At 65.6% G+C, this 21,143-nt stretch carries 17 protein-coding genes; 7 read left to right on the top strand and 10 right to left on the bottom strand.

The window, feature by feature from the left end:
- The first annotated feature begins 187 nt into the window (after positions 1–187).
- Entirely contained in the window at positions 188–1,462 is a 1,275-nt protein-coding gene (locus tag RRU_RS05325; RefSeq protein WP_011388774.1) for an NAD(P)/FAD-dependent oxidoreductase, read from the top strand.
- A 133-nt stretch (positions 1,463–1,595) separates the two neighbouring features.
- Here RRU_RS05325 and RRU_RS05330 read toward each other — a convergent pair whose 3' ends face one another.
- Positions 1,596–2,003, bottom strand: coding sequence for a c-type cytochrome (locus RRU_RS05330; protein WP_011388775.1), 408 nt, complete (start codon positions 2,001–2,003; stop codon positions 1,596–1,598).
- A 652-nt stretch (positions 2,004–2,655) separates the two neighbouring features.
- Here RRU_RS05330 and rpoH point away from each other — a divergent pair.
- Positions 2,656–3,576, top strand: coding sequence for an RNA polymerase sigma factor RpoH (gene rpoH / locus RRU_RS05335; protein ID WP_011388776.1), 921 nt, complete (start codon positions 2,656–2,658; stop codon positions 3,574–3,576).
- A gap of 110 nt (positions 3,577–3,686) precedes the next feature.
- Here the strand turns inward: rpoH and RRU_RS05340 are convergent, their stop codons facing one another.
- Both RRU_RS05340 and RRU_RS05345 read right to left on the bottom strand, forming a co-directional pair.
- Positions 3,687–4,412, bottom strand: coding sequence for a hypothetical protein (locus tag RRU_RS05340; protein WP_011388777.1), 726 nt, complete (start codon positions 4,410–4,412; stop codon positions 3,687–3,689).
- A 198-nt stretch (positions 4,413–4,610) separates the two neighbouring features.
- Entirely contained in the window at positions 4,611–4,880 is a 270-nt protein-coding gene (locus RRU_RS05345; RefSeq protein WP_011388778.1) for a helix-turn-helix domain-containing protein, read from the bottom strand.
- 184 nt (positions 4,881–5,064) lie between these two features.
- Between RRU_RS05345 and RRU_RS05350 the strand changes: the two genes are divergently transcribed.
- Both RRU_RS05350 and RRU_RS05355 read left to right on the top strand, forming a co-directional pair.
- Complete coding sequence (locus RRU_RS05350; protein WP_011388779.1) at positions 5,065–5,862, top strand: LexA family transcriptional regulator; 798 nt, start codon at positions 5,065–5,067, stop codon at positions 5,860–5,862.
- A 295-nt stretch (positions 5,863–6,157) separates the two neighbouring features.
- Complete coding sequence (locus RRU_RS05355) at positions 6,158–6,658, top strand: septal ring lytic transglycosylase RlpA family protein (protein WP_237703836.1); 501 nt, start codon at positions 6,158–6,160, stop codon at positions 6,656–6,658.
- 261 nt (positions 6,659–6,919) lie between these two features.
- Here the strand turns inward: RRU_RS05355 and RRU_RS05360 are convergent, their stop codons facing one another.
- Positions 6,920–7,342, bottom strand: a complete 423-nt coding sequence (locus tag RRU_RS05360) for a MerR family transcriptional regulator (RefSeq protein WP_011388781.1) — start codon at positions 7,340–7,342, stop codon at positions 6,920–6,922.
- Between the two features lie 84 nt (positions 7,343–7,426).
- Here RRU_RS05360 and RRU_RS05365 point away from each other — a divergent pair, with 84 nt between their 5' ends.
- Positions 7,427–9,760, top strand: coding sequence for a heavy metal translocating P-type ATPase (locus RRU_RS05365; protein WP_011388782.1), 2,334 nt, complete (start codon positions 7,427–7,429; stop codon positions 9,758–9,760).
- A 62-nt stretch (positions 9,761–9,822) separates the two neighbouring features.
- Entirely contained in the window at positions 9,823–10,089 is a 267-nt protein-coding gene (locus RRU_RS05370; RefSeq protein ID WP_011388783.1) for a hypothetical protein, read from the top strand.
- Here the strand turns inward: RRU_RS05370 and RRU_RS05375 are convergent.
- The 5 genes from RRU_RS05375 to RRU_RS05395 all read right to left on the bottom strand — a co-directional run bounded on the left by RRU_RS05375 (position 10,086) and on the right by RRU_RS05395 (position 15,629).
- The gene (locus tag RRU_RS05375) at positions 10,086–11,114 is read right to left on the bottom strand and encodes an AraC-like transcriptional regulator QhpR (protein WP_014626079.1); all 1,029 of its coding nucleotides are present in this window, start codon (positions 11,112–11,114) and stop codon (positions 10,086–10,088) included. The genes RRU_RS05370 and RRU_RS05375 overlap by 4 nt on opposite strands.
- Before the next feature lie 131 nt (positions 11,115–11,245).
- Positions 11,246–12,658 carry an ethanolamine permease gene (eat, locus tag RRU_RS05380; RefSeq protein ID WP_376783097.1) on the bottom strand — a complete coding sequence of 471 codons (1,413 nt, stop codon included), beginning with the start codon at positions 12,656–12,658 and terminating at the stop codon, positions 11,246–11,248.
- Positions 12,659–12,666: 8 nt separating this feature from the next.
- The gene (gene eutC / locus RRU_RS05385; protein ID WP_011388786.1) at positions 12,667–13,482 is read right to left on the bottom strand and encodes an ethanolamine ammonia-lyase subunit EutC; all 816 of its coding nucleotides are present in this window, start codon (positions 13,480–13,482) and stop codon (positions 12,667–12,669) included.
- 7 nt (positions 13,483–13,489) lie between these two features.
- Positions 13,490–14,881 carry an ethanolamine ammonia-lyase subunit EutB gene (locus tag RRU_RS05390; RefSeq protein ID WP_011388787.1) on the bottom strand — a complete coding sequence of 464 codons (1,392 nt, stop codon included), beginning with the start codon at positions 14,879–14,881 and terminating at the stop codon, positions 13,490–13,492.
- A gap of 241 nt (positions 14,882–15,122) precedes the next feature.
- A complete protein-coding gene (locus RRU_RS05395) occupies positions 15,123–15,629 on the bottom strand; it encodes a ferritin-like domain-containing protein (RefSeq protein ID WP_011388788.1) in 507 nt (168 codons plus the stop codon).
- A 278-nt stretch (positions 15,630–15,907) separates the two neighbouring features.
- On the opposite strand from RRU_RS05395, the gene RRU_RS05400 reads away from it, so the two are divergent.
- Positions 15,908–18,169 (top strand): PAS domain-containing sensor histidine kinase, encoded by a 2,262-nt coding sequence (locus tag RRU_RS05400; RefSeq protein WP_011388789.1) that lies wholly within the window; start codon positions 15,908–15,910, stop codon positions 18,167–18,169.
- Positions 18,170–18,268: 99 nt separating this feature from the next.
- Here the strand turns inward: RRU_RS05400 and RRU_RS05405 are convergent, their stop codons facing one another.
- Entirely contained in the window at positions 18,269–21,022 is a 2,754-nt protein-coding gene (locus tag RRU_RS05405; RefSeq protein ID WP_011388790.1) for a bifunctional diguanylate cyclase/phosphodiesterase, read from the bottom strand.
- Positions 21,023–21,143 lie beyond the last annotated feature (121 nt).

Consider the following 21,143-nt stretch of genomic DNA (forward strand, 5'->3'; position numbering starts at 1 on the left):
GGACGAAAAATGCACGACGGGACGGTGTATGGGTGACTGATTCGCAAAAGGAAAAACGATCATCCGGGTCAGTCGCTTGTCTGGCAAACGCGGGCCCTTGGCAATAGTTTTTTCGCAGATGCCGCATATGGTCTTATCTCGGTAATCCCGGCATGACGGCGGCGGGCGGGGGTGATATAGCTCGCCCATGACCTCACGTCCCGCCAACTGGTATTCAGATACCGCAATTTCCGCGCCCGAAAGGCCCCCTCTCGCCGGTGAGGCGCGGGCCGATGTCTGCGTCGTCGGCGCCGGCATGACCGGCAGCGCCGCCGCCTTGTTCCTGGCCGAGCGCGGCCTGTCGGTGCGGGTGATCGAGGCCGAGAGCGTCGGCTTCGGCGCCTCGGGGCGCAGCGGCGGCCAGCTCATCGCCGGGTATGCCGCCGAGATGGCGACGGTTGAACGCCTGCTGCCCGAGGCACGGAGCCGCCTGTATTGGGATCTGGGGGTGGAGGCCGTCGACCTGACCCGCGCCCTTGTCGCCCGCCACGCCATCGCCTGCGATTTCACCGACGGCCATATCCATGCCGGTTTCAAGCCGCGCCATATCGGCGCGCTTGAAGAGATGATCCGCGGCTGGGAGGGGTATGGCTACCCGGGGCTGGAATGGCTTGACGGCGCGGCCATCGGGCGGGCCGTCGCCGCCCCGGGCTATCTGGCCGGCGTGCGCGACCGCCGCGGCGGCCATCTGCACCCGCTCAATTATACCCTGGGATTGGCCAAGGCCGCCGAAGCCGCCGGCGCGGTCTTCCACGAATCGAGTCCCTATCTTGGCCATGAGGAAACCGCTCAAGGGGTGGTGGTGCGCACGCCCGCCGGTTTGGTTCGGGCGCGCTGGCTGATCCTGGCCGGCAACGCCTATTTCAAGGACCGCCCGCGCGGTCTCGCCGCGACCGTCATGCCCGTCGGCACCTATATCATCGCCACCGAGCCTTTGGGTGAGGCGCGGGCGCGGGCGCTGATCCCCGGGGGCGAGGCGGTGGCCGATATCGCCTTCGTGCTCAATTACTACCGGCTGACCCGCGATCACCGCCTGCTGTTTGGCGGTGGCGTCAGTTATTCGCGCATCGATCCGCTCAGCATCCGCCGCACGCTGGGCGCCACCATGGTCCGCACCTTCCCCCAATTGGCCGGGGTCGGGCTGTCCCATGCCTGGGGCGGCCATGTGGCGATCACCGTCAACCGGCTGCCCCATTTCGGGCGGATCGGCAAACGCTGCCTGTTCGCCCACGGCTTTTCCGGCCATGGCGTCGGTCTGACCGGGCTGGCGGGCAAGCTGATGGCCGAGGTGGTGGCGGGAAGCGAGGAACGCTTCGACCTGATGGCGCGCATTCCCCATCTGTCGTTTCCCGGTGGCCGCTCCTTGCGCCTGCCGCTGCTGGTGCTGGGCTCCACCTGGCTGCGCCTGCGCGATCTGCTGTAGGGCGTCCTTCGTCGGCTTCGGTCGAGAAAGCCCGGGCGGGTCAAACGAAAGACGATCCAAACGAAAACCGCCGCCCGGGGTCCGGGCGGCGGTTTCGCGGCACAGGGGCGGGATCGCTCCCGCCGAAGGCGACCTACTTCAGGGTCTTCAAGTAGGCGATGACGTTCTCGATCTCGTCGTCCTTGGTCAACTTGAAGGTCATCTTGCTCTTGGCCTTCGGATCGCCCGACTTCTCAAGAACGAAGGCCTTGGGATCCTTGACATAGGCGGCGAGGTTCGCCTCCGTCCAGGTCAGGCCCTTGGCCTTCATCTCGGTGTAGGATTCCGAATAGGCGTAGTCGTCCTTGTGGGCGGCCGTGTTCTCGAACACACCGAACAGGTTGGGGCCGACCTTATTGGCGCCCCCCTGATCGAAAGTGTGGCAGGCGAGGCACTTCTTGCTGACTTTTTCGCCAGCGGCGGCATCACCCTCGGCAAGGGCCGCGCCGGAAGCGAAAGCCACGGCGGCGAAAACGCCGGCGGCCAGGAAACCCTTCTTCATCTTGAACTCCTCTCCAATACGCCTGTATGAGCTGCTCGTTTCGGCACCGGGCGGTTGCCGGAGCAGGGGCCCTGGAGACTGTCCCCCCAAAGCGGGCCCCAGTCTTACAGGAGATGAACCGCCCCGAAAAGGGGCTTTACGGCTGTGTGACGGAAGGCAAAAGGGGATCCCGTCGTCTCCGTGTCGCGGTGTCGCGGACACGTCACCATAGCGGACATTTTAGCACCTTTGGCCTTTGGAATAACGGCCTTTTTTCCACCCGGAACGGGATACGGCGGGCCGGCGCGGCCGGGCCGAAGGCGCCTTGGAAACGCCCCGAAAAAGCCACGGAAAAAATCTTGACGAAATTGGTCCGAATTGGGATAGTTAACGTATACCGATTGCCGAGCATACGGGATCGGTGAATGTGGGTTCGACCGGATTGGGTGAACCGAAAGTACAGTTTGCTTCAATTTGCGGGTGGTTGCGCCACCCCCAAGAAGGGGCTGTAGAAAACGATAGGGAATTGGCCGATTTTTCTTTTGCCACACCCCCGTCGCACTTTCGACACCTTTCCGAGAAAAGAATGAATCCAAGGGTGCGAGACCCGGGAACCGGCTTCAACCCGCCGCGTTTCCTGGGTAGGCCCGACGCGAAAGGAGTGGCAACCGTCATGAGTACCTATCGATACAAATTGCCCGCGGTGTCCGACGAAGGTGGCCTGTCGCGCTATCTGACCGAGATCAAGCGCTTTCCGATGCTGACTCCGGAAGAAGAGTTCATGCTGGCCAAGCGTCTGCAAGACGAGGGGGATCGCGACGCGGCCCACCGTCTGGTCACCAGCCATCTGCGTTTGGTCGCCAAAATCGCCATGGGCTATCGCCACTACGGTCTGCCGGTATCGGATCTGGTCGCCGAAGGCAACATGGGCCTGATGAAGGCCGTCAAGAAATTCGAGGCCGATCGCGGCTTCCGGCTGGCCACCTATGCCATGTGGTGGATCAAGGCCAGCATCAACGAATACATCTTGAACTCCTGGTCGCTGGTCAAGGTCGGCACGGTCGCCGCCCAGAAAAAGCTGTTCTTCAATCTGCGTCGTCTGAAGGCCAAGCTTGGCGTCTATGAGGAAGGCGATCTGTCGCCCGAAGACGTCAAGACCATCGCCACCCAGTTGAAGGTGACGGAAGCCGACGTGGTGATGATGAACCGCCGTCTGGCCGGTCCCGACGCCTCGCTCAACGTTCCGGTGGGCGAAGACCAGTCGATGGATCGCATGGATCTGTTGATGGACGAGGGCGATAACCAGGAAGAGGTTTACGCCGCCCACGAGGAGCAGAGTCTGGGCAATCGCCTGCTCAAGGACGCCTTGTCGACCTTGACCGAGCGCGAGCGTCACATCATCACCGCGCGCCGCCTGCGCAGCGAGCCGGTGACCCTGGAGGAACTGGGCGGCGAATACGGCGTCAGCCGCGAACGCGTGCGTCAGATCGAGAACCGGGCCTTCGAGAAGCTGCAGACCGCGGTGCGCAAGGCGGCCCGGGCGCTCAACGATCGCCAGCCCCATCACGGCGGGGTCGAACCCGCCATGGCCTGACGGCGGGGGCCACCCCGCCGGCCGCTGTCCTTTCGCCAATCGCGTCGCCTTAAGAAAAAGGGTGGGGAGCAAACGCTTCCCACCCTTTTTTTGACTGATCGTAGGCCGCTTTATGGCCGGTTGAGCGTGCCGGCGGGCAGGGTCAGGATCTTGGCCCGGGTGGCCTTGCCGAACTCGGCGATCAGCGGATCGGCCAGAACCAGCCCCTGATCCTCGAGTCCCAGGGTGGGGGCGGTGACGCTGGCCCAGCCTTGCCATACCCGGCGGCCGCTGGCCCGTTCGGTCAATCCGGCATCGATCCGCAAATCCGGCTGACCGAGCGAAGCGGGCGGGGCGTCGACGTCGCCGCCGATGACGCTGCCTTGGCGATTGGAGAACAGGCGCACGGTCACATCCACCGAGTCCTCGTCTTGGCCGGTGCCGGCTTGGCCGCGCAGGCCCAAAACACTGCGATCGGCATTGGGGCGGGCCGGGGCGTTGGAGGCCACGGTGTCGATATCAAGGATCAGCGGCGCGTCGTCGCCGCCGATGCGATAGCCGCGGGCGATCAGCGAGCGCCTCACCCAGTCAAGCAGCCGCAAATTGGCCGGGCTGTCGTCCATGACCCGCACCGAAAGGGCGGTGGCCGGATCGAAAGGGGCCAGTTGCATGGCGTTGACCGAGACACGAATCGGCTGGGAAATCATCACCGGAGCATCGGCGGCCGGGCTCGGGGCGGCCTGGGACGCCGTCGGCAGGGCGACGGCCAGGGCGCAGGCCAGGGCGATGGCGGCGCGGCGTGGGGCGGGGCGGCGGGGGCTTGCCCCAGGGCCGAAAGGGGAAAGAAGGCGCGGCATGACAGGGCTCTCCTGGGAATCCGGGCCAGGGCCCGGTCTTTTCGACGCAAGGGGGGAAAATGGCCCAGTCCACGGCGCGAGGCAATTGCCGATCGTTGCGCGGGTCGCCCGCCCGTTTCCCAACATAAGGGGTGCGGGCGGCGGGCGGTAGGGTCCATTCCACCCCCACCGCCCCCGGAGGAATCGGGCGGGCGGGGATCAGGGATCGCCGAGGCAAGGGCCGGCGGTCGCCCGGGCATCGGCAAGGTAATCATCAAGCTGGTAAAGCGCCGAGCCCCCTTGGCGCCTTGTATCGATGCGGTAGCCGCGGGCGCGCAGGGTGTGAATGCGCGCGGCGAGGCGCTGGCAATCATAAAGCGTCCAGGCCTGGGCGGCGTTCAGGGCGCGGCCCGATTCGAGATGGTCAAGGATCAGATCCTCCTGGCTTTGGGCGCCGGCGCCAGCCGGTGGTCTTGCGGACGGGATCATCAGGGGGCTCCTCGAAAGAAAACGACGAGAAGGCAAAGGTAAACGGAAAACCGGCGCACTTCAACCGGAAAACCGTTCAAAATAACCTGTTTTCCGTGTATCTTCCGCTCCTGCCTGTGAAAGAATTCTCATTCCCAACGGTTTCCTCTAGAACCCATCCTAAGATAAGCGGGAGAGCCGAGCGATGACCGAAAAGCTGACCGGAAAAACGCCGACGGGCGCACCGGCGATGGCCGGGCAGGCGGTGGGCGACCAGCGGGGGGCGGACGACCGGGCTGGACGGTTTTCCGAAAGGCTGGCGACCGCCCTGCAGGGGCGCAGCGCCAATTGGCTGGCCGGGCGAATCGGCGGCTCGGCCTCGACCGTGCGCGACTGGCTGTCGGCGACCAGCGAGCCCGGGCTTGGCAAGCTGGTGGCGACCGCCGCCTGCCTGGGGGTGCCGCTCGACTGGCTGGCGACCGGCCGGGTCGCCGAAGGGGCGACGGCGCCGCCATCGGATCTGTTTGGCGAGCGCGGCGGCGGCGCGGTCACTCGCGCGCCCTTGTCGGTGCGCCCGGCCGAGGACGAAACGGCCCCGCACCGGGGTCTGGCGCTTTACGACACCGTCGCCGCTGCGGCGCGGATGGGCGGCGGCCATCCGGGCGCGGCCGGCCTTGATCTGCCTGAAAGCTATCTGCGCGACCACCTGCGGCTTGATCCCCAGCGCGCCATCGCCGTGGCCGTTCATGGCGACAGCATGGAGCCGGCGCTGTCGGATGGCGATCTGGCGCTCATCGATACCGCGACCCGCGCCCTGGAGCGCGATGATCTCTACGCCTTCCTTCTGGAAGGGGAGGGCTATATCAAGCGGCTGCAGAAGGCGGGGGCGGCGGTGATCGTCCATTCGGACAATCCGGCCTATTCGGACTGGACCATCCCGCGCGAAATCATGGCTAGTATGCATCTTCTTGGTCGAGTCGCCGGGGTGCTCCACCGATTGTGACGGCGGGGGCCCGGTAAAACCAAACCTTCTGCCACATCCTCGCCATAAATATTGTCTTAATGCGGGGGTAACGGAATTCCCTATGGAGCCTTAGGGCAAGATAGGGCATTTTCCTTTTCTGGCTATTTTCGCTGGCGGGCATTCTCCGCCGTTCTCAATCAAGGACGACTTAGTGAGGGGGACCCTCATGGGGCATAGGCACCCACCTGCGGCCGCCGGGCCGACAGGACGTGAGCAGACGACACAAACAGGGGCCATGAGGTTCCACGCGACCGCGGCCATCGCTCCGCGGTCCATGACGAAGATCCCCGCCGCCCGATCGCGGCGCCTGCCTTGGCCGGCTTTTCTGGCCATCACCCTGACAGCGCTCACGGCCGCTTGCGCCCAGACGGCGCCCGTGGTTGCCCCCGCCCCCGCCCCGATGGTGGAGGTGATTCCCGCCAAGCCCGCCGTCGATCGGATCTATGTGTCCTGGTATGGCCGCAGCCATCAGGGCAAACGCACCGCCAGCGGTGAGATCTTCGACGCCAACGGCATGACCGCAGCCCATCCCAAGCTTCCCTTCGGCAGCAAGGTCAAGATGCGCAATCCCGAGAGCGGCCAGTCCGTGGTCGTGCGGGTCAACGATCGCGGTCCCTTCGTCTCGACGCGCGGCATGGATGTTTCCGAAGCCGCCGCCAAGGCCCTGGGGATCTGGGCCAAGGGCATCGCCCTGGTCGAAGTCGAATCTCCGCTTCTTGGCCGCCCGATCACGCCGGGCCGGTTCACGGTGGACTCCCTGGCTAGCAGCCGGTAAGCCGCGCCGCCCTGGCCATCAGACAGACCTGATCTTGAGGTGGGGTCGCGCGCGGGGGCAGTCAATGCCACTCGTGGCGGCACGCGTTGATGGGGGTCGTGCGGGCACGCGCTAATCGTAATCGTGCGGGCACGCGCTAATGGTGGTCGTGCAGGCACGCGCTAATGGTGGTCGTGCAGGCACGCGCTAATGGTGGTCGTGCAGGCACGCGCTAATGGTGGTCGTGCAGGCACGCGCTAATGGTGGTCGTGCAGGCACGCGCTAATGGTGATCGTGCAGGCACTCGGTGTGATCGGCCAGCACCTCGATCACCTTGCAGGCGCCGATCGGCCCATGGGCGCACTCGTTGACCATCCGCCGGACCTCGTCGCGCAGGGCGGTGAGGCGGTCGATCCGCGAATCGATATCGCGCAGATGGGCCAGGGCGATGCCATCGGCCGGGGCGCAGGAGCCCTGGGGATCGTCGGCCAGGGCGAGAAGCTGGCGAATCGCCTCGACCTCGAAGCCAAGCTCGCGGGCATGGCGGATGAATTTCAGCCGGCGAACCGTCTCGACCGAATAGACCCGGCGGTTGCCGTCGGTGCGCGGCGGCGAAGGCAGCAGGCCGATTTCCTCGTAATAGCGGATGGTGGGGCTTTTCACGCCGGTTTGCGCCGAGAGGGCGCCGATGGCGAGGGATGTCATGGCCGATTTTTCCTCTTGATCCTCTAGTCGCTAGAGATTGTAGCGTCGTTTTCCGAAGAAGACAGCGGAAAGGGACGATCGATCATGCGCCAGGACAAGCACGCCTCAACGCCACTCCGTCCGGGCGAGGCCGAAGGCTTCCGCCGCACCCGTTACCGGGTTGCCGGCATGGATTGCGGTTCCTGCGCCGCCAAGATCGAACGCGCGCTCATGCCCTTGCCCGGTGTCGCCCAGGTCGGCGTTTCGGTGACGGCGGGCACTCTGACCGTCGATCATGGTCCCAAGGTTGGTCGCGCCCAGATCGTCCGCATCGTCGATGCCCTAGGCTTCACCGTGCTCGAGGATGGGCCAAATCCGACGACCTCTCCCGCCACGGTGGTGTCATCGTGCGGCTGTTCCGGCTCTTGCGCCGACGGGGTGCCCCGGGCCGCTTCCCACGACCACGACCACGACCACGACCACGACCACGACCACGACCACGACCACGACCACGAGCATGGTCACGACCATGGCGCTTCCCCTGTCGGGGACGTGGAGGGGCGGAGGTGGTGGCGCAGTGGTCGGGGGATGCTGACGCTTGGCTGCGGCGCCGCCCTGGCGGTGGCCTATGGCCTGGGGCTGGTCTTTCCGCCGCTCGCCGATGGCTTGTTCATTGCCGCCATGCTGATCGGCCTGCTGCCGATCGCCCGGCGGGCCTTCACCAGCGCCCGCTATGGCTCGCCGTTCTCGATCGAGACCCTGATGACCGTGGCCGCCCTTGGCGCCGTCGCCCTGGGCGCGGTTGAGGAAGCCGCCGCCGTGGTCTTTTTGTTCCTGGTCGGCGAGGCCTTGGAAGGCTTGGCCGCCGGGCGGGCGCGGGCCGGGATCCGCGCCCTGTCGGCGCTGGTACCCAAAACCGCCCAACGCGAAGGCGCCGATGGCGGGGTGCGCGAGGTGTTGGCTGATCGCCTGGCGATCGGCGATGTCATCGTCGTCCGCCCCGGCGACCGGGTGCCCGCCGATGGTCTTGTGCTTTCGGGGAATGGCGAGGTCGATGAGGCGCCGGTCACCGGCGAAAGCCTGCCCAAGGCCAAGGCGGCGGGCGATGGCCTGTTCGCCGGCACCATCAACGGCATCGGCCTGTTGCGGGTGCGCGTCACCGCCGCCGCCGCCGACAACACCATCGCCCGCGTCGTCCGGCTGGTTGAGGAGGCCACGGAAAGCAAGGCGCCGATCGCCCGCTTCATCGATCGCTTCGCCCGCCTTTATACGCCGGCGGTGATCGCCGCCGCTTTGGCCGTGGCGGTGCTGCCGCCAATGGTTCTGGGAGGCGCTTGGGAAACCTGGATCTATCGCGCCCTGGCCCTGCTGCTGATCGGCTGCCCCTGCGCCCTGGTTATTTCAACGCCGGCGGCGATCGCGGCCGGTTTGTCGGCGGGGGCCCGTCGCGGCCTGCTGATCAAGGGCGGGGCGGTTCTGGAAATCCTCGGCAAGGTGACCACCGTCGCCTTCGATAAAACCGGCACCCTGACCCGGGGCGAGCCGGTGGTAACCGATCTGCAGGCCCGGGCGCTGAGCGCCGGCGAGGCCCTGGCCCTGGCCGCCGGCTTGGCCGAGGGCTCCAGCCATCCGGTCTCCCGCGCCATCCTCGCCCGCGCCCGCCTGGACGCCATCCTCCCACGGCGGATCGACGATGCCGGGACCCGGGCCGGCGAAGGCCTGGACGGCACGGTGGATGGAGAAGCGCTTTTCCTCGGCTCGCCCAAGGCCGCCCGCCGCCGGATGGGCGGTTTCGAGGACGATGTGGACGGGGCGATCCTCGCCTTGGAACAGGCCGGCAAGACGGTTTCGCTGCTGGTTCTGGGCGAGGGGGCGACGGCGCGGGTTGGCGCGGTCTTCGGCCTGCGCGACGAACCCCGCCCCGATGCCGGCGAGGGCGTGGCGGCGCTGAAGGCGGCCGGGGTCGAGGCGATGATGCTGACCGGCGACACCCCCCACGCCGCCCGGGCGCTCGGCCAGGGCCTGGATATCGCCGTTCATGCCGGGCTGATGCCCGAAGACAAGCTGCGGCTAGTGCGCGAGCGCCAGAACCGGGGGGCGCTGGTCGCCGTGGTCGGCGATGGCATCAACGATGCCCCGGCCCTGGCGGCGGCCGATGTTGGCATCGCCATGGGCGGCGGCACCGATGTCGCCCTGGAAACCGCCGATGCCGCCATTCTGCGCAGTCGGGTGGGCGATGTGGCGGCGATGATCGACCTGTCGAAGCGCACGCTGGCGATCATCCACCAGAACGTCGCCATCGCCCTTGGGCTCAAGGCCCTGTTCCTGGTGACGACGGTGGCCGGGCTGACCGGGCTGTGGCCGGCGATCCTGGCCGATACCGGCGCCACCGTGCTGGTCACCGCCAATGCCCTGCGGCTGTTGCGCCGGCGGCGTTGACAGCGGGCCGGGCCCGGGTAAGGATCGGCTTTCATTAGACCTTTCGCCCGGAGACCCGCTTGATGACCAAATCCGCCCTGCCGCAGGCCGAGACCACGACCGCCGCTCCGGCGCCGGTGGAAAGCGCCTCTCCCGTCGCCCTGAAGCGCGAGCGCCTGCGTCGGGATCGGGCCTTGGCCAAGAACGGCATGGTGCTGTCGATGGGCGCCCTGGTGCTAACCGGCGCCCTGCACGGCCATGGCGCGCGCAAGGCCCATGTCGCCGCCGGCGTCGCCCTGATGGGCTTCGCCTATTGGCACCACACCCTTTATCCCACCAGCGGGCGCTAAGCCGCTTCGGCGCGGCGCATCTGTTGGGCGGAGATGCCGAACCAGCGGACGAAGGCGCGGGAGAAGGCGCTGGGTTCGGAATAGCCGAGGAATTGGGCGATATCGGCCAAGGGCACATGGGGCTGGCTGACATAGCGTTTGGCCAAGGTGCGGCGCAGGTCGTCGACCACATCGGAAAAGCTCAACCCCTCGTCGGCCAGCCGGCGCTGCAGGGTCCAGCGCGCCAGACCCAGGGCCTCGGCCACATCCTCGATATGGGGGGCGCCTTCGGTCAGCAGGCGGCGGGTTTCGCCGCGCACCTGTTCGACGAAGGGAACCCGGCCGGTGCCGCCGCTGACGCTGAGTAACTCGTCGCGCAGGCGGGTCAGGCGGCCGAGGTCGCCGGCGGGCATCGGGCGCTCGCGGTCGCGGTCGCGAAAGACCAGGGCGTTGGTCGGTTGGCCGAAATGGATATCGGCGTCGAAGGCCCGGCCGTGGGCGGCCCATCCCTCGGGCCGGGGGTGCTCGAAATGCACCTCCTCGGGACGCCAGCCCGGCCCCAATGCGGCGCGCAGCACATTGGCGAACATGCCCATGGTCAGTTCGGCATCCTGGCGGCGGTCGATGATCCGGCCATCAAGGATGCGGTATTCCAAGCGGAGCAGGGTTCCGTCGCGGCGCAGGCGGGTTTGGGTGGCCTGCTGATGGAAGGGAAAAAGCGTGGCGAGGTTATCAAGGGCGCTGCCCAGGGTCGGCGAGCACAGGGCGATCTCGCCAATCAGCCCGAGCATCGGCGGCAGAAAGCCCTGACCGAACCATAGGCCGAAATTGTCGTTGCCGGTGGCGACGGCGGCCAGTTCGAACATCGCCACATAAGATCCCAGGTCGAGCGACAGCCGGGGATCGCCCAGATCGCTTTCGCGCACCCCCGCCTTGATGAACACCGCGTCGGCATCGGCCCCCTGGGCGCGAATGCCCTGGGCGATGCCGCAAGCCGCCGCCGCCAGGATATTGCGTTGCCCAAAGGATAGGCGATTCTGGCACATGTGCCGTGAGTCCAGGCTATGAGACATGGGGGCCTCGCCGATAAAGGCCAACGGCCCCGCGCCTGTCGCGGGGCCGTCGAAACGGTCGGGGATATCTTTGCAAAGCCCGGGCCAAGGATGATCCCGGCCGCTTAGTCGACCAAGCTGCGCGCTTCGGTCTGGGCGATGGTCTCGATGCCGCCGACCGATAGCAGGCCGTCGCCCGGGGCGGCGGCGCGCAGATGGGCGGTGAAGCGGTAGAACAGCCAGCCCGCTGCCATCAGCCCGACGAACAGGCCAAAGACCATCGGGTTGAAGTAGATCATGGTGATCAGGGCGACCACCGCCATGGCCAGGGCGATCGCCGGAAACACCGGATAGAACGGGGCGCGGAAGGGACGGTCGAGGGCCGGCTCGCTCTGGCGCAGGCGGAAGAGGGCGGCCATGCTCATGATGTACATGACGATGGCGCCAAAGACCGACATGGTGACGATATTGGCGGTCAAAGGCAGGCCGCCGATGGAAATGAACGAGTCCGAGAAGATGGCGGCGATGCCGATGACGCCGCCGGCGAGGATCGCCCAATGGGGCGTCTTGCGCGAGGGATGGACGGTGGAGAAGACGGCGGGCAGGAAGCCGGCGCGGGCGAGGGCGAAGATCTGGCGCGAATAGCCCATGATGATGCCGTGGAACGAGGCGATCAGGCCAAACAGGCCGATCCACACCAGCATGTGCAACCAGCCGCTGGACTCGCCGACCACCACCTTCATCGCCTGGGGCAGCGGGTCGTTGATGTTGGACAGCGCCTTCCAGTCGCCAACGCCGCCGGCGAAGATCATCGTGCCGAAGGCCAGGAAAACCAGGGTCAGGATGCCAGCGATATAGGCCTTGGGAACGGTGGTGCGCGGATCCTTGGTTTCCTCGGCCGCCATCGCCGCCCCTTCGATCGCCAGGAAGAACCAGATGGCGAAGGGAATGGCCGCGAAGATGCCCGAGAGCGATCCGAACGAGAAACCGCTTTCGCCCGACCAGCCGTTGGCGACGAAATTGGTAAACGAGAAGCCCGGCGAAACCACGCCCATGAACACCAGCAATTCGGCGATGGCCAGAACCGTCACCAGCAATTCGAAGGTGGCGGCGATGGTGACCCCGGCGATATTGAGCGCCATGAACACGACATAGGCGCCGACGGCGGCTAGCTTGGGATCAAGTCCGGGGAACTGGACATTGAGATAGGCGCCGATCGCCAGCGAAATCGCCGGCGGGGCGAAGACGAATTCGATCAAGGTGGCAAAGCCGGCCAGGAAGCCGCCCAGCGGGCCGAAGGCGCGGTAGCTATAGGCAAAGGGGCCGCCGGCATGGGGAATGGCCGTGGTCAACTCGGTGAAGCTGAAGATAAAGGTGGTGTACATCACGGCGATCAGGATGGTGGTCACCAGAAAGCCCAGCGTTCCGGCCTGATCCCAGCCGTAGCTCCAGCCGAAGTATTCCCCTGAAATCACCAGCCCGACGGCGATGCCCCACAGGTGGAGCCCGCTCAGGCTTTTCTTGAGCGTGGGTTTGATCGACAAGGTCATGACGATAACTCTCCTAAGCGGTCGGACGGGTCGAGGACAGGCGGTAGGTTTCCCCCCTCACCGGCCCCGAGGCGGGGCTGAGCCTCTTCCTTGAGCCCGATGCCGGTGATCCGGCGGCGCAGGCCTTCCTCGACCAGCCAGCACAGGGTGCGGGCGGCCTGATCGGCGTGGAGGCCGTCGGCGTGAATGTTGGAAATGCAGTTGCGCTCCGAATCCCGCCGACCGGGGCGGGGATCGAAGGTGATGTAGGCGCCCAGCGAATCGGCGACCGACAAACCCGGGCGCTCGCCGATCAGCACGGCGACCATGCGCGCCTTCAACCGGGCGCCGATGTCATCGCCCAGCGCCACCCGCGACTGGCTGGCGATGACCAGCGGGCCGACCGAAAGCCGGCCGCCCAGGGTTTCAAGGGCGGCGCGCACGGTGGCTTGGGCATGGGCGGCGACGGCGGCGGCCGACAGGCCATCGGCGATCACGAACACCACATCCCAGCCCTGTCCGCCTTCGCCCAGGGCGTCAAGGCGGGCGGCGCTCTCGTCGTCGAGCCTGCGGCCGAGATCGGGGCGGCGCAGATAAACGGCGCGGTCGCTGGCGGCGCTGTGGACCGTTGCTGTGGGCAAGGGGGCGAAGGCGCGGGCCAGGGCCTCGGCGTCGATCGCGCCATGAACGGCGTCGCGGGCCCGGGCATGGGCGATCTGGAACTCGAGCAGGGCGGTGGTCGGCAGGGCGTCACCGCTGCGCCCCAGGCCGACCCGGGCGCGGGTGGCGGCGCGGAAGCGGGCGAAGGGATCGACGACGGGGGGAAGGGTCATGGCCGTCTCAGCCTCCCGAAGCCAGAAGGCGACGCAGGGCCGGGGCGCTGGCATCGAGCGGCGGCAGGCGTCCGCCGGCGTCGCTCATGCCCATGCGCGCGAGCCAGTCGGCGAATTCGGGGGCGGGGCGGCGGTCAAGCAGATGACGCAGGCCAAGGATGTCGTGATAGGACAGGCTCTGATAATTGAGCATCACGTCATCGGCGCCGGGCACGCCGATCAGGAAGGTGACCCCGGCGACGCCAAGCAGGGTCATCAGGGTATCCATATCGTCCTGATCGGCCTCGGCGTGGTTGGTGTAGCAGACATCCACCCCCATCGGCAGGCCAAGCAGCTTGCCGCAGCAGTGATCTTCCAGGCCGGCGCGGATGATCTGCTTGGAATCATACAGATATTCCGGGCCGATAAAGCCGACGACCGTATTGACGATCAGCGGCTTGAAGGCCCGGCAGACCGCATAGGCGCGGACCTCGACGGTTTGCTGATCGACGCCGTGGTGGGCGTCGGCCGACAGCGCCGCGCCCTGGCCGGTCTCGAAATACATGACGTTGTCGCCCACCGTGCCGCGCCGCAGCGACAAGGCCGCCTCGCGGGCTTCGCCCAGCAGCGACAAGCTGATGCCAAAGCCGGCATTGGCCGCCTCGGTGCCGGCGACCGACTGGAAGACAAGGTCGAGGGGGGCGCCGCGGTTGATCGCCTCGATGCTGTTGGTGACATGGGTCAGCACGCAAGATTGGCTGGGGATGTCGAAGCGCTGGCGCACGGCGTCCAGCATCTCAAGCAAGGTGACGCAGGCGCCGACGTTATCGGTCGCCGGATTGATGCCGATCACCGCGTCGCCCATGCCAAACAGCAGACCGTCAAGGGTCGAGGCGGCGATACCGGCGGGATCATCGGTGGGGTGGTTGGGCTGAAGGCGGCTGGCCAGACGGCCGGGCAAGCCCAGCGTCGTGCGAAAGCCGGTGATCACCTGGCATTTCGCCGCCACGGCGATCAGATCGGCGTTGCGCATCAGCTTGCTGACGGCGGCGACCATTTCCGGGGTCAGTCCGGGGGCGAGGGCGGCAAGGGCGGCGCTATCGGCGGCATAGGACAGCAGCCAGTCGCGAAAGCCGCCAACGGTCAGGCTGGCGACCGGGGCGAAGGCGGCGCCATCGTGGGTATCGATGATCAGCCGGGTGACTTCGTCGCTCTCATAGGGAACAAGCGGCGTGTCAAGGAAGGCGCGCAGGGGCAGATCGGCGAGAACGAGGCGGGCCGCCATGCGCTGGGCGTCGCTCTCGGCGGCCAGTCCGGCCAGTTCGTCGCCCGAGCGGCGCGGCGAGGCGCAGGCCATCACCGTTCGCAAATCGGCGAAGTCGTAGCGTGTTCCCCCCACCGTCGCCCGATACAATCCCATCGTTCCCGTCCCCCCTGCCTTGGCGGACCGTCCCAAGCCTGGGGCCAGACGGTGCGACCGCGCTTATTCTGGTCCGGGTCGGACCAGAGCGACTTGACATCTGAGCACAAAAAGAGGGCGTTTTATAACTATGCCTAAATTATGGGCTTTTGCCGATGGGAGCGGCGTGGCTCCCCAGCAAAAAGGCCCCGGCTCGTTTCAAGGAGCCGGGGCCTTCCGCCAAGGGTTATAAAAAAGCGGGCTACTCTGCCGCCCGCAGGTTGATCGCGGAATAGGCGAGGGCCGAGAGCTTTTCGTCGGTCGCCTTCTCCTCGGCCAGGGTTTCTTCAAGCAACTGGGCGCAGTCATCGGCCCCCAGACGTTTCGCCCAGGCGACCAGGGTGCCGTAGCGGGTGATCTCGTAATGCTCGACCGCCTGGGCCGCCGAGATCAGCGCCGCGTCGAGGACCTCGGTGTCACGGATTTCACCGGCCAAATCCTCGGCCTCGTCGATGATGCCATCGATCGCCGCGCATTTCGTCGCCTTCGGCTCGACGCCATGATTGGCGAAGACTTGCTCCAGGCGTTCCACCTGCTTTTGCGTTTCGTGCAAATGCGTCTCGAAGCCTTCGCGGAGCGCGCTGTCGGTGGCCTTCTCGATCATCTTGGGAAGGGCCGTCAGGATTTTTTGCTCGGCGTAGTAGATATCTTCCAGCGCATGGACGAAAAGGTCATCCAGACTGCCGATATCTTTGATGAACAGTCCCATCGGAAATCTCCTTGTGATGGCATTTTTTCGCTCTTCTGGCCGGCCGGGGGAGGATAGGGGGGCGGCTCCGGCCAACCGTGGACGGGAAACCAACGATCAATCCCGCCGGCTGTTTCACCGAAAAAGGCCATGATCTTGGCGAAACGAAGCGATCCTTCCGTCTATTGATGCGAAGGGGTTGAAAGCGCCCGTCCGGCCAGTCATACCCGGGGGTGACGCGGCGTGCGGATCGCCGGAAGGCGACCCCGGAACGAACGACGAGGAAAGAAGGGACGGCGATGATTCCCATTTTCAAGGCATGGGCCGCACGCAAGCGCAGTAGCGAGCCGACGGCCGGACAATCGGAGTTCGATCTCGCCGATCCCTTTGTCGCCTTCTCCGACTCCGACTCCGCTCCACCCTCGGCCGAGCCCCCTTCGTTCGGTCCACCGGCCGCCGCGCTGCCCCCGGTTTTGACAAAGGGCGATGGCGAGGGGACCGAGGATCCGCTTGTTGCTTGGCGCGCCGAGGAGAGCCCGCGCCGGCGGACCGATCCTCCGCCCGCCGAGCGGCGCCACGATCCGTTCCTCGGCGGGTCTTTCGGCGGCGCGGGCGATGCCGTGGCCGAAGAGGTCTCGCGGGCGCTGTCCTGGGACGAGGCGGAGAAGACCGGCGGCCGCGTGGGGGAGGGCGAGGCCGATACGCTCGATCCTGTGGACGAGGACGACCTGTATGAGCCGCTGAGCGCGACCCCGCGCGATCCCGACGCGCCGCGCATAGCCCGCGATCCGCCGTCGCCCCTCGGGGTCGACCCTTTGGAGGCGCCGCGCCGCGAAGCCGAGGATCACCGGGAGTTTTCGATCCCCCGCTCCGAACCCCTGGCGCCTTTCTTGTTGCCCCCTCTGCCCGAAGACCCCCTGGCGACCAGCCCGTCCCGGGAGGGCCGGCCGCCGCGACAGGGGGTGGACAAGTCCGACGATCCGGCGGCCATGGCGCCGCTTGCCGCCGCCGCGCCGGTTGAACGTCCTTCCGGGCAGACGGGCCGCCGTGAGCCTCCCCTTGCGGACATCGCCGACGCGAGCGATTCCGAGCCGCCCGAGGAGGAGGACCGCGCCGACGAGCAACAGGCGTCGCTCGGGCCGGGCCTTGGCGAGGGGGCGGCCCATGGTATGCCGGCTTTTCTGGCCGAGCCGGCCAGCGCCCGGTCCGAAGCCCGGACGCGCCTTGATCCGGTGGCCTGCGGACTGCTCGGGCTGATGGTCTCATTGGGCCCCCTTGGTGTTGCGGCGGGAACGGTCCTGGCGACGGGGAGGATGCCGACGGACCGCTGGACGCTGGCCGCCGCCGGGGGGCTTGCCGGACTGTTTTTGGTTTGCGCTGGCCTGGCGGCCTGGGGGATCTGGCGCCATCTCGGCGGGCGGATCACTCGGTTAAGCGCCCAGATCGAGGCGACGGACCAGCGCGGGCGTTTCCTCGGCCGTCAGGCGCGGGCGGCCAAGGCCTATCTCTCGGGCGTGCTCGACGGGGCGCCGCTGGCCATCGTCACCCTTGACGGCCGGGGCACCATCATTGGCCTCAACCCGGCCGCCGAGGCGCTGTTTGGCTATCCGTTGCCCCGCGCCGTCGGCCGGCCGCTGTCCCTGCTGACCGCGGCGGGCGAAGACGGCGGCCCGCCCTGGCCGGCCCCGACCGGCGAGGAAGAGGGGCCGCGTCGCGTCGAGGGGCGGCGTGCCGATGGCAGCGTCTTTCCCGCCGAGCTCAGTTTGCGGGCGCTGCGCCGTGAAAACGGCGGCGGGCTGGTGGTGTTGTTCCTGCACGATCTTTCGGCCGAAGGGGGGGCAAAGAGCTTGGCGGAAAGCGGCCGCGCCGAGAGCGCCTTCCTTGATGTGCTCGCCAGCGAACTGGTCGTTCCGGTGGAAGCGATGGCCCTGGCCCTGAGATCGAGCCACCCCGACCTTGAACGGGTCGAGCAGGCGCTATCGCTTCTCGGGCAGATCGCCACCGACGTGCGCGGCTTCGCCAATCTGGAAGCCGGCCGCGTCGCCTTGGAATTCGCCCCCGTCGAGGTGCGCGCCGTCTGCACCCGGGCGCGTGCGGCCGTTCTGGCGCCGGCGGCGGAATTCGGCCTGAAGGTCGGTGTTTCCGTCGCCCCCGATACGCCCGAAACCATCCTCGGCGACGAAGCCCTGCTTGAAACCGTGCTGACCAATCTTCTTGATTGCGCCTTGCAGTTCAACGCGCTCGATCCGGCCGCGCATGCCGCCTTGCCCGGCAGTATCACCTTGTCGGTGCGGCCGCTGGACAATCCCCCCGGTCGCCTGCGCATCGAAGTGGGATGCCCCGCCAGCGAGGGGGGGCGCGACGGCCTGGATCCGGCCAGCCGGCGGCGCGGGCCGATCCTGCCCGGCGCCCGGTTGCGGCTGGAACCCGTCGGCAGTCGCGGGCGGACCGGCACCATTCTGGTGATCACCCGGCGCTTGGCCGAATTGATGGGTGGCCGGGTCGGCATGGAAAGCTTCCCCGGACGCGGCACCGTGTTGTGGTTCGAACTCGACGATTAGAACAAATCCCCGAGCGCTCGGAACCAGAGCGCGACGACGATTTGCTTCACTGTCAGTATTCTGGAGCGGGTGCGGGGACCAAGTTTCACGCGTCCCGCCCTAGGCGAAGGCCTCGCCTAGGCTGACTCTCAAAGAGTCGGGCCTGTTCCACTGGCGGGCCCAGGGGAAAATGTCTTCGCCCGGCATGGGGCGGGCAATGCCGAAGCCTTGGGCGAAATCGCACCCATAGCGGCCAAGGGCGGCGCAATGGGCCAAGGTCTCGGCGCCTTCGGCGACCACCTTGCGCCCCAGGGCATGGGACATGGCGACGATGCTCTGCACCATGGCCTGATCCTGGGCGTTTTCAAGAATATCGGTGACGAAGGACCGGTCGATCTTCAAATGGGTCACCGGGAGCCGGCGGAAATAGGTGAGCGACGAATAGCCCGTGCCGAAATCATCAAGGGCGAAATCCACGCCGAAGCGCTTGCAGTCCCACATCTTTTCCGAAATCGCCGCAAGGTCGCGCATGGCGGTGGTCTCGACGATCTCAAGGGTCACCTCTTCGGGGTGGACCGCGGGAAACTCGGCGAGAATGGCGGCGAAGCGCGCGACGAAGCTGTCTTGCTGAAGGTGGTAGCCGAAAAGATTGACCCCGACGGTGAGGCTCAGCCCCATGTCCTGCCAGCGTTCCTTTTGTCGCAGGGCCTCGCGCAAGATCCATTCGCCGAGCGGAACCGTTAAATCGGTGTCCTCGATGTCGGGAAGAAAGGCGCCGGGCAACAGCAGGCCGCGCTCGGGGTGGCGCCAGCGGATCAAGGCTTCCACTCCGGAGAAGACGCCGCTGACAAGGTCGATGGTCGGCTGATAGTGAAGCTGGAATTCATTTGCTTCAAGCGCGGCGACCATGCGGTTATAATAGGTCTGGCGCTCCTTGTGGAGGCGGTCCTTTTCCGCATCGAAGTAATGGATGCGGTTGCGGCCCTGACGCTTGGCCTCGTACATCGCCTGATCGGCATGGCGGATAAGGGCGTCGGCCTCCTGCTCGGCGTCGCGGGGAAAAGTGGTGATCCCCATGCTGACGGTCAGGGTGACCTGCCTGCCGCCGACGGAATAGGGCGTGGCGATCGAGTCCATCATGCGCCGCACGACCCGCTCCACCTCGGCTTCGGCCTTGAAGCCACACAGCAAAACCACGAATTCGTCGCCACCCAAACGGGCGACGGTGTCTTCCGCCCGGGCGTTCTGCTGCAAGCGTCGGGCGACCTCGATCAACAGGGCGTCGCCGACGCTATGCCCCCAGGTGTCATTGATGGGTTTGAAGCTATCGAGATCAAGGTAGCAGACGGCGAGCAGATCTTGCCGACGGACGGCCAGGGCCAGGGCTTGTCCCATGCGGTCGGCCAGAAGCAGGCGATTGGGCAAATTGGTCAAGCTGTCGTGGTAGGCGAGGAATTCGGTCCGGTCGAGGTCTTCCTTGATCTCGGTGACATCCTTGATCGCGCCGACCAGCCGCCGCACAGACAGATCCTCGGCCCGCTCGAGTTTCCCCGCCCCGTGAATCCAGCGAACGGCCCCGTCGCTCGGCCGGATGATGCGGTATTGGATATCGAATTCGCCGGTATCCAAAGCGTCTCGTTCGGCGAAATAATCGAGCACTCCCCCCCGATCCTCCGGGTAGATCAGGGCGTGCCAAGCGTCCCGTGTTCGGGGGTGACGGCCGTCGAGTCCGAAGATGGCTTCTTGTTCGGGCGATCGCATCCAGAGGTTGGCGGAGAGATCGAGGATGAAGGTACTCAATCCGCCAACCTCGCAGGCCGCCGCCAGCGCGTTATCCGACTCGCGCAAGGTTCTAAGGACGGTCTGGGTTTGTTCGTTGCTCTCACGAAGCCGGGTGGCGTCTTCTTTTTGTCTTCTCCAAAAAAAATATAAAATAAACAGGGATAGATAAAATAAAGATAGAAAAAATGCGACAAATAACAGGCTGATGTTTCGAGTTTCATACCATTCTGACAGATAGTCGTCTTCTGATATTTCGCATAAGACATGCATGTCCGCAGAAGGAATTTGAGCGATGGTAATAATGTTTGTTGTGTTGTCCGATGGATCGATGTGGCGTTGGGTTCCATCCTGAATGGGGTGGTCTGGACGATCATCGAAGGGATGAGGGGGGGCGGGATTGGCGGGGGCTTTCGCGCCTATGGTGGTGGGCTCGGTGCTGACGATCAGCGAGCGATCTTCCGAAAACAGGCTGAGCCTGTCCCTCCCGCCCAGGGTATACCCGGAAACGAGGTGCTGAAAGCGATCGGTCGGAACCGGCATGGCGACGATGCCGCCGAAGGTTCCGTCGGCTTTTGTGTAGGATCTGGAAAAGATGATAACCGGCTTTTTCGAAAGGCGGCTGATCAGAACCGGGCTCGCCACCAAGCCGGTCTTGGTGCCGTTTTTTAAGCTAATGAAATAGTCTCGGTCAGAGACACTGAAATTTAAAGGAGTGTTTAGGCCTTCGTGAAATATTATTTCGCCTTTTTCGTTTGTAATGGAAATATTTTCGTTGTCTCGGAATATCAAGAATTGGTTTGATAGAAGGTTTTCAATCTGTTCTTTTTCTCGTTTTCCTATGTGATTATCCTTTTCAATCACATAAGCGATTGTATTGAGTGATATTTCAACTTTTTCTAGGTAATTTGTCGTGCTTTGCCTTATGGCTTTGGTTAGGTCCTTTGAGTGTGCTTCGGCCCGCCAAACGTCGCGGGCTCTTAGTTCTTTAAGGCCGCCATAGGTGGCGAAAAAAGCGAAGGCGGTAACCAGAAGGGCCGTAGAGCACAGGAATAAAACGAACCGGCTATCCGAACGCGAAGGAATGCGAAGCATTATTACCTCAAAGGGCCTTAAGGCGACGATCCGGGGGCGGTCCCCACGACTGTGTCGCCCTAAAGTACCAGAGATATATTAAAGTATCCGTACAAAATGATCGTTGATCAGCCCGATTTGT

The organism is Rhodospirillum rubrum ATCC 11170, from assembly GCF_000013085.1.
GTDB lineage: Bacteria > Pseudomonadota > Alphaproteobacteria > Rhodospirillales > Rhodospirillaceae > Rhodospirillum > Rhodospirillum rubrum.

Coding starts and splice junctions, on each gene's coding strand:
- RRU_RS05325 (WP_011388774.1), top strand. CDS start 188: ATGACCTCACGTCCCGCCAACTGGTATTCAGATACCGCAATTTCCGCG.
- RRU_RS05330 (WP_011388775.1), bottom strand. CDS start 2,003: ATGAAGAAGGGTTTCCTGGCCGCCGGCGTTTTCGCCGCCGTGGCTTTC.
- rpoH (WP_011388776.1), top strand. CDS start 2,656: ATGAGTACCTATCGATACAAATTGCCCGCGGTGTCCGACGAAGGTGGC.
- RRU_RS05340 (WP_011388777.1), bottom strand. CDS start 4,412: ATGCCGCGCCTTCTTTCCCCTTTCGGCCCTGGGGCAAGCCCCCGCCGC.
- RRU_RS05345 (WP_011388778.1), bottom strand. CDS start 4,880: ATGATCCCGTCCGCAAGACCACCGGCTGGCGCCGGCGCCCAAAGCCAG.
- RRU_RS05350 (WP_011388779.1), top strand. CDS start 5,065: ATGACCGAAAAGCTGACCGGAAAAACGCCGACGGGCGCACCGGCGATG.
- RRU_RS05355 (WP_237703836.1), top strand. CDS start 6,158: ATGACGAAGATCCCCGCCGCCCGATCGCGGCGCCTGCCTTGGCCGGCT.
- RRU_RS05360 (WP_011388781.1), bottom strand. CDS start 7,342: ATGACATCCCTCGCCATCGGCGCCCTCTCGGCGCAAACCGGCGTGAAA.
- RRU_RS05365 (WP_011388782.1), top strand. CDS start 7,427: ATGCGCCAGGACAAGCACGCCTCAACGCCACTCCGTCCGGGCGAGGCC.
- RRU_RS05370 (WP_011388783.1), top strand. CDS start 9,823: ATGACCAAATCCGCCCTGCCGCAGGCCGAGACCACGACCGCCGCTCCG.
- RRU_RS05375 (WP_014626079.1), bottom strand. CDS start 11,114: ATGTGCCAGAATCGCCTATCCTTTGGGCAACGCAATATCCTGGCGGCG.
- eutC (WP_011388786.1), bottom strand. CDS start 13,482: ATGACCCTTCCCCCCGTCGTCGATCCCTTCGCCCGCTTCCGCGCCGCC.
- RRU_RS05390 (WP_011388787.1), bottom strand. CDS start 14,881: ATGGGATTGTATCGGGCGACGGTGGGGGGAACACGCTACGACTTCGCC.
- RRU_RS05395 (WP_011388788.1), bottom strand. CDS start 15,629: ATGGGACTGTTCATCAAAGATATCGGCAGTCTGGATGACCTTTTCGTC.
- RRU_RS05400 (WP_011388789.1), top strand. CDS start 15,908: ATGATTCCCATTTTCAAGGCATGGGCCGCACGCAAGCGCAGTAGCGAG.
- RRU_RS05405 (WP_011388790.1), bottom strand. CDS start 21,022: ATGCTTCGCATTCCTTCGCGTTCGGATAGCCGGTTCGTTTTATTCCTG.